At 71.9% G+C, this 15,861-nt stretch carries 19 protein-coding genes and 1 pseudogene; 16 read left to right on the forward strand and 4 right to left on the reverse strand.

Translation table 11 applies throughout. The annotated features are described in order from the left end of the window. The first annotated feature begins 7 nt into the window (after positions 1 to 7). The 14 genes and pseudogenes from IH26_RS0107100 to IH26_RS0107165 all read left to right on the forward strand — a co-directional run bounded on the left by IH26_RS0107100 (position 8) and on the right by IH26_RS0107165 (position 10,942). A complete protein-coding gene (locus IH26_RS0107100; RefSeq protein ID WP_084598687.1) occupies positions 8 to 427 on the forward strand; it encodes a phage tail protein in 420 nt (139 codons plus the stop codon). Continuing rightward, positions 424 to 783, forward strand: coding sequence for a hypothetical protein (locus IH26_RS0107105; protein WP_034213962.1), 360 nt, complete (start codon positions 424 to 426; stop codon positions 781 to 783). The genes IH26_RS0107100 and IH26_RS0107105 overlap by 4 nt, the downstream gene beginning before the upstream one ends. A 17-nt stretch (positions 784 to 800) precedes the next feature. Continuing rightward, a pseudogene (locus IH26_RS64450) lies at positions 801 to 950 on the forward strand (DUF6760 family protein); the annotation flags it as partial. Beyond that, positions 943 to 1,398 carry a phage tail protein gene (locus IH26_RS0107115; protein ID WP_030435307.1) on the forward strand — a complete coding sequence of 152 codons (456 nt, stop codon included), beginning with the start codon at positions 943 to 945 and terminating at the stop codon, positions 1,396 to 1,398. The pseudogene IH26_RS64450 and the gene IH26_RS0107115, both read left to right, overlap by 8 nt. Positions 1,399 to 2,725: 1,327 nt before the next feature. Further along, the gene (locus IH26_RS0107120; protein WP_169789729.1) at positions 2,726 to 3,799 is read left to right on the forward strand and encodes an eCIS core domain-containing protein; all 1,074 of its coding nucleotides are present in this window, start codon (positions 2,726 to 2,728) and stop codon (positions 3,797 to 3,799) included. Between the two features lie 34 nt (positions 3,800 to 3,833). After that, positions 3,834 to 4,514, forward strand: coding sequence for a CIS tube protein (locus IH26_RS0107125; protein ID WP_030435309.1), 681 nt, complete (start codon positions 3,834 to 3,836; stop codon positions 4,512 to 4,514). Then, positions 4,507 to 6,168, forward strand: a complete 1,662-nt coding sequence (locus tag IH26_RS0107130; protein WP_030435310.1) for a VgrG-related protein — start codon at positions 4,507 to 4,509, stop codon at positions 6,166 to 6,168. The genes IH26_RS0107125 and IH26_RS0107130 overlap by 8 nt, the downstream gene beginning before the upstream one ends. A 29-nt stretch (positions 6,169 to 6,197) precedes the next feature. Continuing rightward, a complete protein-coding gene (locus tag IH26_RS0107135) occupies positions 6,198 to 6,587 on the forward strand; it encodes a PAAR domain-containing protein (RefSeq protein ID WP_030435311.1) in 390 nt (129 codons plus the stop codon). 3 nt (positions 6,588 to 6,590) lie between these two features. Continuing rightward, the gene (locus IH26_RS0107140) at positions 6,591 to 6,998 is read left to right on the forward strand and encodes a GPW/gp25 family protein (RefSeq protein ID WP_030435312.1); all 408 of its coding nucleotides are present in this window, start codon (positions 6,591 to 6,593) and stop codon (positions 6,996 to 6,998) included. Next, positions 6,995 to 8,953 carry a putative baseplate assembly protein gene (locus tag IH26_RS0107145; RefSeq protein ID WP_030435313.1) on the forward strand — a complete coding sequence of 653 codons (1,959 nt, stop codon included), beginning with the start codon at positions 6,995 to 6,997 and terminating at the stop codon, positions 8,951 to 8,953. Before IH26_RS0107140 ends, IH26_RS0107145 begins: the two co-directional genes overlap by 4 nt. After that, positions 8,950 to 9,513, forward strand: a complete 564-nt coding sequence (locus IH26_RS0107150) for a phage tail protein (protein WP_030435314.1) — start codon at positions 8,950 to 8,952, stop codon at positions 9,511 to 9,513. Before IH26_RS0107145 ends, IH26_RS0107150 begins: the two co-directional genes overlap by 4 nt. A 22-nt stretch (positions 9,514 to 9,535) precedes the next feature. Then, positions 9,536 to 10,021: a zinc-ribbon domain-containing protein gene (locus tag IH26_RS0107155; protein ID WP_030435315.1), complete on the forward strand. Its 486-nt coding sequence runs from the start codon at positions 9,536 to 9,538 to the stop codon at positions 10,019 to 10,021. 18 nt (positions 10,022 to 10,039) lie between these two features. After that, complete coding sequence (locus IH26_RS0107160; RefSeq protein ID WP_030435316.1) at positions 10,040 to 10,660, forward strand: alpha/beta fold hydrolase; 621 nt, start codon at positions 10,040 to 10,042, stop codon at positions 10,658 to 10,660. A 9-nt stretch (positions 10,661 to 10,669) separates the two neighbouring features. Then, positions 10,670 to 10,942: an acylphosphatase gene (locus IH26_RS0107165; RefSeq protein WP_030435317.1), complete on the forward strand. Its 273-nt coding sequence runs from the start codon at positions 10,670 to 10,672 to the stop codon at positions 10,940 to 10,942. Here IH26_RS0107165 and IH26_RS0107170 read toward each other — a convergent pair. After that, entirely contained in the window at positions 10,914 to 11,486 is a 573-nt protein-coding gene (locus IH26_RS0107170; protein WP_245664986.1) for a GNAT family N-acetyltransferase, read from the reverse strand. The genes IH26_RS0107165 and IH26_RS0107170 overlap by 29 nt on opposite strands. Before the next feature lie 157 nt (positions 11,487 to 11,643). Between IH26_RS0107170 and IH26_RS0107175 the strand changes: the two genes are divergently transcribed. After that, positions 11,644 to 11,871, forward strand: coding sequence for a hypothetical protein (locus IH26_RS0107175; protein ID WP_157437090.1), 228 nt, complete (start codon positions 11,644 to 11,646; stop codon positions 11,869 to 11,871). A gap of 1 nt (position 11,872) precedes the next feature. On the opposite strand, the gene IH26_RS0107180 is transcribed toward IH26_RS0107175, so the two are convergent. From IH26_RS0107180 to IH26_RS0107190, 3 genes are read right to left on the reverse strand one after another with little or no spacing between them, the layout of a single operon-like run. Next, positions 11,873 to 12,823: a serine hydrolase gene (locus tag IH26_RS0107180; protein WP_030435320.1), complete on the reverse strand. Its 951-nt coding sequence runs from the start codon at positions 12,821 to 12,823 to the stop codon at positions 11,873 to 11,875. A 31-nt stretch (positions 12,824 to 12,854) separates the two neighbouring features. Further along, complete coding sequence (locus tag IH26_RS0107185; protein ID WP_051807655.1) at positions 12,855 to 13,421, reverse strand: hypothetical protein; 567 nt, start codon at positions 13,419 to 13,421, stop codon at positions 12,855 to 12,857. Positions 13,422 to 13,431: 10 nt separating this feature from the next. After that, on the reverse strand, positions 13,432 to 14,718 hold the full coding sequence (locus tag IH26_RS0107190) for a Clp protease N-terminal domain-containing protein (protein ID WP_051807657.1): 1,287 nt from the start codon (positions 14,716 to 14,718) through the stop codon (positions 13,432 to 13,434). A gap of 97 nt (positions 14,719 to 14,815) precedes the next feature. Between IH26_RS0107190 and IH26_RS0107195 the strand changes: the two genes are divergently transcribed. Further along, a complete protein-coding gene (locus IH26_RS0107195) occupies positions 14,816 to 15,817 on the forward strand; it encodes a phosphatidylinositol-specific phospholipase C (protein ID WP_030435323.1) in 1,002 nt (333 codons plus the stop codon). Positions 15,818 to 15,861 lie beyond the last annotated feature (44 nt).

The raw sequence follows: 15,861 nt of genomic DNA on the forward strand, positions 1-15,861 counted from the left end.
TGATTTGATGGCTACCTTCAACTTCGTCCTGGAGATCGGCGGAGTGGAGATGGCGAGCTTCCGCAAGTGCTCGGGCGTCGAGTCGGAGACCGAGACGATCGAGTACAAGGAGGCCACCAAGGACGGAAAGATGATCATCCGGAAGATGCCCGGGGCGATGAAGTGGAGCGACATCACCCTGGAGCGCCGGATCGACGAGTCCAAGGCCCTCTGGGAGTGGCGCAAGCAGGTCGAGGACGGCGACATCGACTCGGCCCGCCGGGACGGCTCGATCGTCATCAAGGACTCGATGAAGGCCGAGGTCGCCCGCTGGAACTTCGAGCGGGGCTGGGTCTCCAAGTGGACCGGTGCCGAGCTCGACGCGGGGGCCAACGAGGTCGCCACGGAAAAGGTCGTCATCACGCACGAGGGGCTCCACCGGGCATGAGCGGTTTGCAGACCGAGTTCCCCTTCACGCTGCCGAAGGGCTACGTCGACGACGACGGCACCCTGCACAAGACCGGCATCATGCGGCTGGCCTGCGCGCGCGACGAGATCGAGCCGCTGCGCGACGGCCGCGTGAAGGAGAACGAGGCGTACGCGACCGTGATCGTCCTCGCCCGGGTGGTGACCCAGCTCGGCACGGTCGGCCGGGTCACCACGAAGACGATCGAGTCGCTGTTCGTCTCCGACTTCAGTTACCTGCAGGACCTGTACCGGATCGTCAACTTCCAGGACCCGAGCATCCTCGACACGCTGGAGCCCGGCACCCCTTTCCCGCCGGCGTCGGTGGAGGTGGGCTAGGGCACTACGCGCACGACGAGCTCTGGCAGGAGATCGCCTTCCTGGCGTACCACCTGCACTGGGACTTCGATCGGCTGCTCGACCTGGAACACGGCGACCGGATCCGCCTCCTGCGGGAGGTGGGCGGCCTGAACGAACGCGCATGGCAAGGAGTGACGGGTGGCTGAGGCGCACACGATCGATCCGCCCTTCGTCGGCAAGTTCATCTTCAAGATCGGCACGCTGCAGATCGGCGCCTTCACGGAGGTGACCGGCCTGGGGGTCTCGATCGACGTGGAGGAGCTGCCCGAGGGCGGGCAGAACGCGTTCACGCACAAGCTGCTCGGCCGGATGCGCTGGCCGAACATCGTGCTCAAACGCGGCCTGACCGACTCGGACGCGCTGTTCACCTGGCTGATGCAGTTCTCCGGCAACGGCTTCAGCAAGACGAACACGATCACCGCGGAGACCGGCTCGATCAGCGTCCTGAAGGCCAACGGCAAGCCGTTCCGCACCTGGTCGCTGATCGAGGTGAAGCCGGTGAAGTGGACCGGGCCGAGGCTGGCGGCGTCCTCCCGCGACCTGGCGATCGAGGAGCTGGAGGTGTGCCACAGTGGCTTCACGGTCGCATCGTGAGCGCCCGCTGCGGCGAGCGCTCCGCTTCGTCGCCCGCCTGCTGCCCCGGCCCCTGAGGCCGGGGCTGCCCGGTTCCGGCGGGCGGCGAATGGGTGGCTCGCCGGGTGCCATGAGCTCTGCCGCCGGGCGGGGAGCCGGCCCATCGGCCGGCGCCGGGATAGCGGACGGGCTTCCCGTGCGGGCGCCCTGGTCGATCCTCCGGTGGTACAGGTCTTCTCGACAGCGCGCCGCGTTCTCCGGTGCGTCGCCGGGCGGGGAGACAGCACGGAGGGCCCGGGGACCGGCGCCGGGCTCGATCGGGCGGCGCTCGTTGCTGGGCGGTCCCGGGTCGTCACACACCAGCGGCGCCATTCCGGGTGGGCCGGCCGGGAACGTCCGAGCCGGGATGCCGGTCGTCGGAGGCTCGGCGCGACGGCTGTCCGTGGCCCGGACGCCGCTGGTGGCCGGGGCGTCGCTGATCGGCGAGCCGGCGCTCGGTCCGGATGTGCGGCCCGGGCACGAGCTGGCGATGGGACCGGGCCTCGGGTCGTTGCGCGGGCCGGCGGGCTCGGCCGGTGTCGACGTCCTGGGTGGCGGGCGAGCGTCGTCCGCTGTCGCGGGTGTCCCGGCTGCCCGGACCGGCCTCGGCCCGGCGGGTGGCTCCGCAACGAGGAGCGGGCCGGGTTCCATGGATGGCTCGGCGGCGAGGGGCGGCTCGGGCCCCACGCGCGGTTCCGCGGGTCACTCGGGTTCCGCCGGCGGCGAGGGCATCGCGGGCGGCGGGACCATGCGCCTGCCGGGTGACGCATCCCGGCGCAACCTCGCCTCGCTCACGACCGGCGATCCCGCGCCGGTGGTCGGCGCCGGGCTGGCCGACGGCCTGCCGGTGCGCGGAGGGATCTCGATATCCGTCGAACCCGCGGCGGGATCGGCTCCGGCCATGCCGGGCGACCGGGGCTCCGCGACGGGACATTCCGGGCCGCGGGGGAGCGGCAACGCCTCGACGAGCCGCGAGCGTGACGCTGCCGTCGGGCGCGGTCCGGCGGGCACCGGCCCCATGCGCGGCTCGGCGGGCAGCGCCTTGAAAGGCGTCGGCTCTCCGGCCATCGGCTCGGTGGGCAGCGGTTCGAAGGGCGTCGGAGGCGGCGGCGCGGGCGGATGGGGGCCGGGCGTCGTCGGGCGGGCGGGCTTCCGGGGCGTTGCCGGTCCGGGTGGCGTTGCCGGCCGTGGTTCCGGTGACGGCCCTGGCGGGTCGCTCGGCGCCGGAGTGTCCGGCGGGGCGGGCCTGCTCGCCGGTCCGGGTGGAGTGGGGCCATCGCTCGTCAGGCGACCCGTGGACGGGCCGACGGTGAGCGATCCGGAAGGCGCCGAAGGTATGCGGGTGCTCGGGGCGGCCACGTTGCCGCCCGGGAACGTGCCGGATCCGACCGGGGCCGTCACCGTCGGCCCGGCGGTCGGGCACCACATCGGAGCGGGCACCCAGGGGCGCACTTCGGGCGTAGGCGCACCCGAAAAGGTAGCCACCGTCCCGAGCGCCATGGGCGCCACGCCGGGCCAGCGTTGGGAGACCGCCGTTGCGGCTCGGCCGTTGGAGGCGCCTCGTCCGTTGCCGGCCGCCTTCCACGCGATGGCGTCGGCGATCACCGGGCGGGCGCGGCCGCCACTGTTCACGACGGGACCCAACACCCGTCATGCGCTCGCGGCTGCCGGGGCCCTCGGAGCCACCACCGGGACGGTCGTGCACCTGCCGGCCGTGCCGACGGACGGGCCCGCGGTGTCGGCCGTGCTCGCGCACGAGTTGACGCACACCAAGAGTCCCGTTCGGCGGCCGCGGTTCCTCCTGGGCGGGGCCTCGGGGCTGCTCGACGACGACGAACGGCAGGCGCTCGCGGCGGGCCGGGAGCGGCTCGGCCAGGCGGCGACCACGGGTGCGGGGATCGTCGACTCGCTGCCGGTGGGCGGGGGCGGCATGGGTGCGGTCAGCGAGGTCGCCACGCGCGCGGCCCGGGCGGCCGTGATCGAGGCGTCCGGGAGCCCGATGGGCAGCGCCTTCTCGGGGGCGCAGGGCGCGGCGGCGGACGCGTTCTCCGGGTTGCAGGGCATGGCGGGCGGCGCGATGTCGGGGTTGCAGGGCATGGCGGGCGGCGCGATGTCCGGGCTGCAGGGCATGGCGGGCGGCGCGATGTCGGGGTTGCCGGGTGCCGTGGGCCAGGCGGCCGAGGGCGCGGAGTCGGCGGCGAGCGATGCCGCCGGCGGAGCCACCAACGCCGTCGGCGGCGCCCTCCGCTCGGCGACAGCGGCAGTGGGCGCGGCGGCGGGGGCCGCAAAACCGCTAGACCCCGATCAGGTCGTCGAGATCGTCGAGCGCCGCCTGCTCCGCGAGATCGAACGCCGTGGCGGCAGATGGGCGGGGATCTTCTGATGGGCCGGACAACGACGAGGGTGGGGGCGTTCTGATGGCTGGGGTTCCGACGGCGCCGGTCAAGGCCGAGCTCCGGACCGAGACGAAAGAGGTCATTCCGCTGCTGTTCAACCCGGCGGAGCTGACCATCACCAAGTCTGCCTCGTGGAACGCGGCCGAGAGCAAGGGCAACAACGCGCCGCTGCTGAAGTTCTCCGCCGGGCAGCCGGGGACGCTCGCGTTGAGCATCACGCTGGACACCACCGACACCGGGGAGCCGGTCACCGTACACACCGACAAGCTTTTGAAGTTGGTCAGTGTCGATCCGAAGCTCCCGTCCACGGACAAGAGCCGGAACAAGGCGCGGCCGCCGTGGGTGACCTTCAACTGGGGGACGCTGCAGTCGTTCAAGGCGGTCGTCGAGCGGCTGTCGCTGAAGTTCACCTACTTCGCCGCCAACGGGACGCCGTTGCGGGCCAAGGCCGACCTCTCCATGAAGCAGTACGAGGACGAGGCCGTCAAGCCGCTGCAGAACCCGACCTCGCACACCCCGTCGCTGCAGACCGTGCACCGGCTGAGTCACGGCGAGACGCTCGACCGGCTCGCCGCCAAGCACTACGCCGACTCGACCCGGTGGCGGCTGATCGCCGAGGCCAACAACGTCGTCGATCCGCTCGCGCTGGAACCGGGCACCCTGATGATCATCCCCGAGCTGCCGGTGCGCCGCCGTGGCTGAGGAGAAGCGCCGGCTCGACGGGGTGGTGATCTCGCTGGACGGGCGGCCGCTCGAGCCGGCGATGTACCCCCAGGTCGCGCTGGTCCGGGTGGAGGAGTCGGTGCTGCTGCCGGACTACTTCTCGATCCACTTCGACGATCCGCACTTCGAGCTGTTCGACAAGGGGCAGTGGACGATCGGGACGCGGGTCGAGATCGCCTTCCGCGCCGAGGCCGACCCGGTCGTGGTGACCACGGGGGAGGTGACCGCGATCAGCGTCGAGCCGGGCGCCTCCGGCCGGCACGAGCTGATCCTCACCGGCTTCGACCTCACCCACCGGCTGGCCCGGGTGGCGAAGTCGCGCAGCTTCCAGAAGGTCACCGACGCCGACATCGCCTCCCGGATCGCCGGCGAGTACGGCCTGGACGCCGACGTCGACGCGACCGGCGGCACCCACGACTACGTGCTGCAGGCCGGCGAGACCGACTACGCCTTCCTGCGCCGCCGCGCCGCCCGGATCGGCTTCGACGTCTGGGTAAGCGAGAAGAAGTTCTACTTCAAGAAGACCCCAAGATCAACGGCAACCCCGCCCAAGCTGGTGTACGGCAAGAACCTGTCCCGGTTCAGCACCCGGTTCAGCGCGGCCGAACGCAGCGACGAGGTGGAGATCCGTGGCTGGGACAACCTGGGCAAGGAGGCGATCACCGGCCGCTCCGACAAGACCGACCCGGGCACCGACGCGCCCGCCGCCCAGGAGTTGTCGGATGCGGCCAAGCGCGCGTTCGGCCGGGTCAAGCGCAACGCCGGCCAGTTCCCGATCAAGGACCAGGCCGAGGCGGACGCGCTCGCCGGCTCGCTGATGCTGCGGGCCTCCGGCGAGGAGGCGGTGCTGCACGGCGAGGCGGCCGGCGACCCGCTGATCGGCGCCGGCGCCAAGGTGCACCTCGAGGGCATCGGCTCCCGGCTGACCGGCGCGTACCGGGTCACCGGCGTCGAGCACTCGTGGGGCGCGGCCCATCCGTACCTGACCCGGTTCGTCTGCGGCGGCAAGGAGCCGGCCGGCCTCGCCGACCTGACCGGCGGTGGCGGTGGCGGTAGCACCCCCTCGGAGAAGCGCGGCTGGTCCGGCCTGGTCGTCGGGATCGTCACCAACAACGACGACCCGGAGAAGCTCGGCCGGGTCCGGGTGAAGTTCCCGACCCTCTCCCAGGACGACGAGAGCGCCTGGTCCCGGGTCGCCACCCCGGGCGGCGGCAAGCAGCGCGGCCTGCAGTGGATCCCCGAGGTCGACGACGAGGTGCTGGTCGGCTTCGAGCTCGACGACACCGCCCGCCCGGTGATCCTCGGCGGCCTGTGGAACCGCAAGGACGCCCCGCCCGACCCGGGCGCCGTCGGCGGCGGCCAGGTCAAGCAGCGGATGCTGGTGTCCCGCAAGGACTCCCGGCTGGTCCTCGACGACGACAAGCCCTTCGTGGAGGTGAGCCTGGGCGGCTCGCCCTGCCTGCTGCGTCTGGAGCAGTCGGAATCAAAAGTCACTGGCGACCAGAAGCTCGTCATCACCGCCACCAACGTCGAGATCAAGGCGACCTCGAAGCTGTCGCTCTCCGGCAGCCAGGTCGAGATCACCGCGTCCGGGCCGCTCACCACGTCCGGCAAGCCGATCAAGCTCAACTGAACTGACCGAACCGAAGGAGAGGAGGGGCCATGCCGCAACCCGCCGCACGCCAGAACGACCCGGTCACCGGGACCGACATCCACATCCTCATGGTCCCGTCGCCCGGCGGGCCGGTGCCGACCCCCACCCCGCTGCCGTACGCCGGGCAGCTCGCCCTCTCCCTCTCCACCGACGTGCTGATCAACGGGCGGCCCGCCGCGACCCAGGGCAGCAAGTCCCAGCAGACCCCGCACATCCCGCCGTTCCCGTTCCAGCGGCCGCCGTCCAACCAGGGCACGGTGCTCATCGGGTCGCCGACCGTGCTGGTCAACGGCAAGCCCCTCGCCCGGCTCGGCGATCAGGTCGCCACCTGCAACGACCCGGTCGACGCGCCGACCAGCGTGATCAGCGGCGGCTCGCCCGACGTGCTGGTGGCCTGAACCATGGCGAGCGACGACTTCATCGGCAACGGCTGGGCGTTCCCGGCCTCGATCAGCCGCAACGGCAGCGTCCGCCTGGTCACCGGCACCGAGGAGGTGGACGCGGCGATCCGGATGATCCTGTCGACCGTGCCGGGGGAGCGGGTCATGCGGCCCGAGTTCGGCTGCTCGATGTGGGAGCAGCTGTTCGCCCCGCTGACCGCGAGCACGCTCGGCCTGATCGAGCAGGCCGTCCGGGAGGCGCTCGAGCGGTGGGAGCCGCGGATCGAGCTGGAATCGGTGGCGGCGGTCGGGGAGCAGACCACCGGGACCGTGCACATCACCGTCGCCTACCGCGTGAAGTCGACGAACGACGTACGCAATCTGGTGTTTCCGTTCTATACGATCCCGACCGAGGAGCCGGTGTCATGAGCCTCCCCGCACCCGATCTCGACGATCGCCGGTTCCAGGACATCGTCGACGAGGCGAAACGGCGCATCAACCGGCTCTGCCCGGAGTGGACCGACCACAACGTCTCCGACCCCGGCGTGGCGCTGATCGAGCTGTTCGCCTGGATGACCGAGATGACGCTGTACCGGCTCAACCAGGTGCCCGACCGGCTGTACGTGAAGTTCCTCGAGCTGGTCGGCGTCGAGCTGTTCTCGGCCGTGCCGGCCCGCGCCGACCTGCTGTTCCGGCTGACCGCCGCCCGCGAGGAGGTGGTCCGCGTCCCGCCCGGCACCCAGGTCAGCACCGAGCGCCGCGAGGAGGAGGCGCCGATCGTCTTCCTGACCGACTCCGAGCTGCTGGTCACCCCGCCCACGCTGGTCGCCTGCCTCACCCACACCGGCGACCGGTACGCCGACCACTGGGAGGAACTGCGCCGCGAGGCCGCCACCGTGCAGCTGTTCCCGACCCTGCAACCGGACGAGGCCGTCTACTTCGGACTGCAGGACTCGGCCGCCGGGAACCTGCTGCGCCTCGACGTGACGACCGGGCCGGAGGGCGCCGGCGTCGACCCGCGCCGGCCGCCCCGGGTGTGGGAGGCATGGGACGGGCACACCTGGAAGGACGTGCGGATCCTCGAGGACACCAGCGCCGGCTTCAACAGCACCGGCGAGGTGACCCTGCTGCTGCCGATGCGGCACGAGGCGCTCGCGATCGGCTCCCGCCGGGCCTACTGGCTGCGCTGCCGGCTGGTCCGGGCGGTCGAGGGGCAGCCCGAGTACACCAACCCGCCAGTCCTCGAGCAGCTCTCCGCGGTCGCGCTCGGCGGCGCGGTCTCCGCGCACCACGCCGAGCCGGCCCCGGCCGAACTGCTCGGTGCCAGCAACGGCCGGCCCGGCCAGGTGTTCCAGGTGCGCCGGGTCCCGGTGCTGCCGCGCCGCTTCGACGAGACCGTCCGGGTGGTGCTGCCCCGGCACGAGCGCACCGGCGAGCCCGAGGAGCAGGAGTGGACCGAGGTGGCCGACCTGGCCGACGCCGAGGACGACGACCGGGTCTTCACCTGGTCCGGCGCGACCGGCGAGATCCGCTTCGGGCCGCGGGTGCTCGACCGGGAGGGCCGGGTGCGCCAGCACGGCGCGATCCCGCCGATCGACGCGCAGATCTACGTGACCGGGTACCGGTTCGGCGGCGGCCGGCGCGGCAACGTCCCGGCCGAGCGGCTCACCATCCTGCACACGTCCATCCCGTTCGTGGCGAGCGTGACCAATCTCGACCCGAGCACCGGCGGCGTGGACGCCGAGACGGTGGAGAACGCCAAGGTGCGCGGGCCGATGCTGCTGCGCGGCGGGCGGCGCGCGGTGACCGCCGAGGACGTGGAGCGGCTCACCCTGGACGCGGCGCCGAGCGTGGCGCGGGCCCGCTGCCTGCCGCCGAGCAGCCCGTCCGAACCGGCCCGCCTGCTGGTGGTGCCGCGCGTCGACGTGGCGCCGGAGAACCTCGTACTCGATGATCTTGCGCTGTCCGAGGAGCTGGAGGAGCAGATCAAGGCCTACCTGGAACCGCGGCGGCTGCTGACCATGCGCCTGCGCATCGACGCTCCGCGCTACCAGGGGGTCAAGGTGGTCGCGGAGGTGCGGGCCGCTCCGGGCGTACGCACGGAGACCGTGCGGGAGCGGGCCGAGCGGGCGCTGTACGAGTACCTGAATCCGCTCACCGGCGGGCCCAGCGGTCAGGGCTGGCCGTTCGACACCGACCTGAAGCTCGGCGACGTCTACGGCGTGCTGCACGGCTCGTTCGGCGTGCAGGGCGTCGAGGCGGTGCACTTCTTCTCCGCCGACCTGCGCCGGCAACGCACCCTCGACCAGGTCGAGCAGCGGTTGCGGCTGCTGCCCGAGGCGCTGTTCATGTCGTACGAGCACCGGGTGGTGGTGCAACAATGACCGGGCGCGCGGGCTGGCTCGTCGAGCAACTGCCCCGGGTGATGGGCGAGGACCCGGTGCTGCACGACTTCGTGACCGCCTTCGAGCAGGTGCACGACACCGTACGGGAACGGATCGACGCGATCGAGTACCAGGTGGACACCGGGCTCGCCAGTCCCGAGATGCTGGCGTACCTGGGTTCCTGGCTCGGCGTCATGCTGGAGCCCACCGACCCGGCCGAGTACCGCCGCACCCTGGTCCGCGAGGTCGGCAAGCTGCTCGGCTGGCGCGGCACCCGGTACGGCGTCGAGGCGCTGCTGCAGGCCGCGACCGGCGCCCGGGTCACGGTGATCGACGCCGGCGGGGTGTACGGCAGCAACGACCAGCCGGCGCCGTACGACGCGACGGTGGTCGTGCAGATGGACCACACCGGCCATCTCACCGAGAAGCAGGTCCTCGGGTTCCTGCAGAGCGAGCTGCCGCTCGGCGCCCGGGTCCAGCTGGACGTCCGCTTCCAGGCGCAGCCCGCTCGCGGCCGCGCCCGCCCGCCCGCCACCGCCTCCGGGGACGAAAATGCCTGAGATTTACGGACAAGTTCGGCAGATGCCGTGCCCCGACTGCGGCAACCCGGTCCACCCGGACCGCGACCAGCTCTGCCCGAACTGCGGCTACCCGCTGATGTTCCTGCGCAAGGGCGGCGGCGAGAGCGACGCGCAGGCCCAGTCGATCCCGCGCAGCCCCAACGCCGGCGACGACGCCACCAACCTGCGCGTGATGCCGCAGCCGGTGCCGGCCCCGCGGCGCACCGACACCCGCCAGTTCCAGCCGGGCAACTACGGCGCGCCCCGCGGCCAGCTGCAGTGCCGCAACTGCGGTTACCCCAACGAGCCGGCCCGCATCCGCTGCGAACGCTGCGGCTTCGAGCTGAAACCGGCCCGCCCCCAGGCCCGCCAGCTCGGCCCGGCCCAGTACCAGCAGCAGCCGGCCCGCGGTGGCGGCAACTGGTGGTGGCTGATCGCGCTGATCGTGCTGGCCGCGGTCGCGCTGCTGGTGCTGCTCGGCACCCTGCTGTGGCTTTACCTCACGTAGCTGGGGTACCTCCCTCGCATGTTCGAGGGATTCGTCGACGAGCGCGTCGATGTCGGCGAGGTGGAGCTGCGCGTCCGGCACGCCGGGCAGGGCTGCTACGTCGCGCTCCGCCTGGCCCTCGACCACCCCCGGGCGGTGAACCGGCTGGTGGTTATGGACGGCGTGCCGATCAGCGAGGCGCTCGCCCGCTGCGACGCGAAGTTCGCCCGGGACTGGTACCACTGGTTCTTCTTCGCCCAGCCGGACAAGCCGGAGCGGGCCATCCTGGCCGACCCCGACGCGTGGTACAGCGGGGCCCGGCCGGAGCGGATGGGCGACGAGAACTACCGGGAGTTCCGGGCCGCCGTCCACGATCCGGGCACGGTCCGGGCGATGCTGGAGGACTACCGCGCGGGCCTCGGCGTCGACCGCGAACACGAGGAGGCCGACCGGCGGGCCGGACGCGCCGTCGCCTGCCCGACGCTGTTCCTGTGGTCCGCCCGCGACGACATGGCAGACCTCTACGGCGACCCGCTGGCGGTCTGGCGGCCGTGGGCGGCCGACCTGCGCGGCGGGCCGATCGACTCCGGACGCCACACCGCCGAGGAGAACCCCGGCGATCTGGCGGCCGCACTGCACCGGTTCCTGACGCCGTCGTAGGCTCGGGCGGTGCTACGAAAGCGTGTGCTGATCTCCGGCGTGGTGCAGGGCGTCTTCTTCCGCGACACGTGCCGGCGGGTGGCGGGTCAGCAGGGCGTGGCCGGCTGGGTCCGCAACCTGCCCGACGGCCGCGTCGAGGCGGTCTTCGAGGGCGCTCCCGAGAGCGTCGAGCGCCTGGTCGAGTGGTCCCGCCGGGGCCCGGCCGAGGCCTCGGTCACCGGGGTGGACGCTCGGGAGGAGCCGGTCGAGGGGCTCAGTGGCTTCCAGATCCGGCATTCTTGAGGCGCTCGCCGCGCAGGCCCACGCAGTCGAAGTCCCAGAAGACGTCGGAGTAGACGAAGGTGCCGGTCATCCACTCCTCGTACGAGGACAGCCGGGCGACCTGGAAGGCACCGGGCGGGTAACGCAGCGAGGGCGGCCGGAAACCGTGCTCGGCGGCGTCGGCGAAGCCCCGCTTGCCGTAGTAGACCGGTGAGCCCTCCAGGAACACCAGCGGAACACCCTGGCGGTCGGCGGCGGCGAGGGCGTCGGCGACCAGCCGGGTGCCGATGCCCCGGCCCTGAAACTCGGGCAGCACCCCCAGCGGCGACAGCGTGCACACGTCGACCAGGCGGGGCAGCGCGTCCAGGCGGCAGCCACTGAGCATCACGTGCCCGACGACCCGCTCGTCCACGGTGGCCACCAGCGACGTCGTTCGCGGACCGGCGCGCAGGGCGTCGACGAGCGCGGGAACCGGCTCGTCATCCCCGAAGGCCAGCCGGTGCAGCTCGCGCACGGCCTCGTGATCCCCGGCCCGTTCCGGCCGGACTCCCAGCTCCGAACTCACCGCGCCAGGCTAGCCCCGCGGCGATCGGCGCGCGACGCCATTCAGCGGGCGATCAGCACCACGGTGTCGAGGATCCGTCCCCCCTCCGATGCCGGACATCAGCACTGAGTACGCCGACTCACGTGGCCGGGGCCGGCTGCCGCATACGTTGATCCCCATGACTTCGATGACGGAGCTCGACCGTCCGATCCCGGCTCCCCACGCCCGTCGCTGGCCCCTCGTCCTGGCCGTCGTGGCCGGTGCCGCCGCCCTGGCCCTCGCCGCGGCCGCCGAATACGTGCTCACCCACGACGGCAACAAGCCCCTCCCGTCCGGCGTGCACACCGTGCAGGTCTACACCGTCGACGACGCCGGCGGCACCGTCGCCGGCAGCGTCATCCACTGATTCAGTACTTCAGGTACTGCCGGGTCAGCTTGGCGACCTTCTCCACCAGCGACACGCCCGCCGACATCGAGCGGTTGTCGTGCGACAGCACCGCCACCGAGACGTTCGTGTCCTCCGAGGTGACCCGGCCGATCGTGTTGATCGCCCACAGCCCGCCGTCCGCCGAGCGGGTGTCCCAGCCGTTCTTCACCGTCGTGGTCTCGCCCGAGTGGGCGATCGACGGGATGCCCCACCGTTGCCCCGCGGACACCGTGTTCATCAGGGTGAACGCCGTCTTGCGCGACTCCGTGTCCAGCGGGCCCTTCGTGTCGACCAGCTTCGACAACAGCCTCACCTGGTCGTCGGCCGTCGTCCGGGTCAGGCCCCAGGAGCCGTTCACGACCGTCTGGGTCAGGCCCAGCCGCTTGTTGCATGCGGTCACGCCGCTGCGCGCGCCGACGTGGTTGAACAGCGACGTGGCGGCATTGTTGTCGCTCAACCGGATCATCGGCTTGGCCCAGGCCATCTCGGCCGCCGTCGGGTCGTGGCCGGCGTCCTGGTCGTGCAGCAGCATGCAGGCGAGGATCTGCGCCTTGACGATGCTGGCGGTGTCGTACTTGACGGTGCCGCGGTAGTCGTACCGCTCGCCAGTCCGCTTGTCGAGCACGGCCACCGAGAACTCGGGGGACGTGTTGTCCAGCTTCTTCAGCGCCGCCGTCAGCTGGTTGACCCGGTCGTCGCGGTCCGAGTCCGAGTGTTCCGTGGACGCGGTCGCACTGGCCGAGGGCGAGGGCGAGGGCGCGGCCGACGGCGAGAACGACGCCGCGGGCGACGGCGTGTCGCCCGCCATCACCGAGCTCGGGGAGAGCGTGGCCGTGCCGGTTTTGACCCGCGCATGGGCCCAGACCAGGCCGCCACCGCCCAGGATCACCACCGCCGCCACCGCGAGGATCACGATCAGGTTCCGACGCACCCGTGCATACTGCCGTCTCCGGGCCCCATTATCAAACAAGTTGCCGACGCATAACTACGCGTCTGGGTGACGGGCGGGCGAGCTCGTGGAATCCGCAGGCGGCGAAAAGTCCCTCGGTGCCCAGATAGCGATCATCCCGGTGCGGGCCCGGGCCGGCCAGCGGGAAGCCCTCGACCGCCGTCGCGCCGTGCGAGGCGGCGGCGTCGACGGCGGCGGTCAGCAGCCGCTGGGTGGTGCCGGCCTTGCGGGCGCCGACCCGGACGAAGAAGCACGGCACCATCCAGACCCGCTCGTCCTCGGCCGGGTCGCGGCCGGTCATCAACGGCGAGCGCAGGATCCGGCCGTACCTTGCGCGCGGCCCGACCGCCGCCCAGCCGAACGGCCTGCCGTCGTCGTCGTAGGCGAGCACGCCGAACGGCTCGCCCGACTCGCGGACCGCCGCCTCGAAGCGCAGCCGGTTGCCGCCGGTCCAGCCCGCGTCCATCTCCTTGGCGGCGAGCAGGAACCACATGCAGTAGCAGCCGCGGGTCGTCGCATTCCCGTCGAACAACTCGCCGACATCGGGCAGCAGCCCGGCGCCGACCTGCCGGATCTCCACGTCGCGCAGCCTAGCGTTCACGCAGGCGCGCGGCCGCCTCCCGGACCTCCGCCTCGCCGATCGCGCTGTTCTCGGCCGAGCCCGCACACGCCTCGTCCAGCAGGTCGATGGCCGATGCGGGCAGCGTCCCAAGATCAACAGCAAGGGCAACAACCACCTTCAAAAGCTCAGGATCGATACGTACGTGATGATGCTCTGCCAACCGCAATCGGGTCGACTCCAGCATCGCCACGGCGCTCGCCTGGTCCGGGGCCTCCACGGTCACGCGTTGCACGACGGCGGCAAGTCGCGGGTCCCGGGCCAGCTGCTCCCGCAGGGCCGACGGCGTGGCGGTCGAGATCAGCTGGAGCTCCTGCCGTTCCATCGCCGACCGCACGAAGGCCCCGAACAGCCCGCCGTGATCGCCCGGCATGCCCGCGAACGGCGCCAGTTCCTCGGTCACCACGATCGTCCGGCCGCGCTCCCGGATCGAGGTCAGCAGCGCGATGACCCGCCGCTCCGCCTCGGCGTGGTCGGCGGCCCCCGCGGCGATCAGCCCGAATTCCACCACGTACAGCCGCTTGTCCTTGAGGTTCTGCGGCGCCTCGCCGCGCGCGATCAGCTGGGCCAGCCCCTCGGCCACCGCAAGCCGCCCGGACCCGGGCTCGCCGGTCAGGATCGCGTTGTTGCGGGTGTGCCGGCTGAGCACCCGGGCCAGGCCGGCGATCTCCTCGTCCCGCCCGGTCACCGGGTTGAGCCGGCCCTGCCGGGCGGCCTCGTCGAGGTTGCGCGCATACCGGTCCAGCGCCGGCATCGGCCGGGCCAGCCCCATCGCCGGGGCGAGCGAAGACCCGGACAGCCGGGCCGGGGGCGGCGGGGGCGCCGGCTCGGGCGTGCTCAGCTCGACCACCCGCGCCCGCAACCGCTGCGGGTCCTGCCCCATCTTGGTGATCAGCCGGACTGCCGCGCAGTCGCCCTGCCGCAGGAGACCCAGCAGCAGGTGGGTTGGGGTGATCATGTCGTCGTACTTCATCGCCTCGCGCATGGCGAGCTCGAGCGACTTCTTGGCCCGCGGGGTGAACGGGACGTGCCCGCTCGCCGGCGCCTGCCCGCGGCCGATGGTCGTCTCGATCTCGGCGCGGAGCGCCTCGCGGGTCAGCCCGGCGTCGGCGAGCACCGACGCCCCCACGTCGTCGCTCTGGTCGGCTACCGCGAGCAGCACGTGCTCGGTGCCGATGTAGTTGTGCGACAGGAGGCGTGCCTCCTCCTGCGCCAGGACCACGACCTGGCGCGCCCGATCGGTGAACTTCTCGAACATCGGCGGCTCCTGACGCCGGAGGGCAGTCTCGACGGTACTCGAAGGCAGGGCTCTTCCGCCGCCCCTCATAGATCGATATCTTTCCGTCGTGAAGCACATGACGAGAGCCGCCGCCGTCCTTCTGCTGACCGCGGCAGTGCTCGCCGCCACCACTCCCGCCGCCGCCGAAGCCGCCGACTCCTCCTACCGCACGCTGTCCGGCGCCACCAACCCCGACTGGATGCGCGGCCTGGCCGACTCCCGCAGCCTGGCCAGTCTCTCCGTCCCCGGCACGCACGAGACCATGTCGATCCACGGCGGGGCGTGGACGCAGACCCAGGAGGACTTCGGCGACAGCGGGGGCACCCTGGCCGCCCAGCTCACCGCCGGGATCCGCATGATCGACATCCGGGCGCGGGTGAACGACGGCAACACCTTCACGATCCACCACGGTTCCACGTACCAGAACGCGAATTTCGACGACGTCCTCGGCAAGCTGTCCGCGTTCCTGGCCGCGCACCCGGGGGAGACCGTGCTGATGCGGCTCAAGCAGGAGTGCACCGGCGAGGTCGGCTCCTGCACCGACGCCTCCGGACAGAACAGCTTCACCCAGATCTTCGACTCATATGTCGCGGAAAACCGGGCGTTGTGGTGGACGCCGAGTGTCTCCGGCGACGCCGCCATGCCGACCCTGGGCGACGTACGTGGCAAAGTTGTTCTTGTGGTGATGAACGGGGCGCACGGCGGGCGCTTCGCCGGTTACGGGCTCGGCCAGTTCGGCGACTGGAACGACGGCAGCTCCACCTACGTCCAGGACAACTACAACGTCCCCAACGTCGGCGCCATCGCCACCAAACGCGACCAGGTGCGCCGCTTCCTCGACGCGACCAGCGCCGGCGACCCCGCCAGGATGTACGTGAACTTCGGCAGCGGCGCCAGCGTCTTCGCCCAGCCCCAATCCGTGGCCGGCGGCGCCCTCGGCGTACAGGGCGTGGATCCGTTTCTGTTGATCTACCTGAACCAAGGCGCGGACGTGCACACCCCGGTGACCCGGACCGGCGTGCTGATGCTCGACTTCCCCGGCGGCGGCCTGATCAACAAGATCATCTCGCTTGACTGACAAAAAGCTCCCGAGCCCGCCCCTCCTGCCGATAGAAGCCCGCG

The organism is Actinoplanes subtropicus, assembly GCF_000721705.1.
Lineage (GTDB): Bacteria > Actinomycetota > Actinomycetes > Mycobacteriales > Micromonosporaceae > Actinoplanes > Actinoplanes subtropicus.

Excerpts from the sequence above, each read along its gene's own strand:
- IH26_RS0107125 (WP_030435309.1), top strand. The coding sequence starts at position 3,834 with ATGGCTGGGGTTCCGACGGCGCCGGTCAAGGCCGAGCTCCGGACCGAG.
- IH26_RS0107190 (WP_051807657.1), bottom strand. The coding sequence starts at position 14,718 with ATGTTCGAGAAGTTCACCGATCGGGCGCGCCAGGTCGTGGTCCTGGCG.
- IH26_RS0107195 (WP_030435323.1), top strand. The coding sequence starts at position 14,816 with ATGACGAGAGCCGCCGCCGTCCTTCTGCTGACCGCGGCAGTGCTCGCC.
- IH26_RS0107155 (WP_030435315.1), top strand. The coding sequence starts at position 9,536 with ATGCCGTGCCCCGACTGCGGCAACCCGGTCCACCCGGACCGCGACCAG.
- IH26_RS0107135 (WP_030435311.1), top strand. The coding sequence starts at position 6,198 with ATGCCGCAACCCGCCGCACGCCAGAACGACCCGGTCACCGGGACCGAC.
- IH26_RS0107140 (WP_030435312.1), top strand. The coding sequence starts at position 6,591 with ATGGCGAGCGACGACTTCATCGGCAACGGCTGGGCGTTCCCGGCCTCG.
- IH26_RS0107160 (WP_030435316.1), top strand. The coding sequence starts at position 10,040 with ATGTTCGAGGGATTCGTCGACGAGCGCGTCGATGTCGGCGAGGTGGAG.
- IH26_RS0107105 (WP_034213962.1), top strand. The coding sequence starts at position 424 with ATGAGCGGTTTGCAGACCGAGTTCCCCTTCACGCTGCCGAAGGGCTAC.
- IH26_RS0107145 (WP_030435313.1), top strand. The coding sequence starts at position 6,995 with ATGAGCCTCCCCGCACCCGATCTCGACGATCGCCGGTTCCAGGACATC.
- IH26_RS0107150 (WP_030435314.1), top strand. The coding sequence starts at position 8,950 with ATGACCGGGCGCGCGGGCTGGCTCGTCGAGCAACTGCCCCGGGTGATG.
- IH26_RS0107100 (WP_084598687.1), top strand. The coding sequence starts at position 8 with ATGGCTACCTTCAACTTCGTCCTGGAGATCGGCGGAGTGGAGATGGCG.
- IH26_RS0107175 (WP_157437090.1), top strand. The coding sequence starts at position 11,644 with ATGACTTCGATGACGGAGCTCGACCGTCCGATCCCGGCTCCCCACGCC.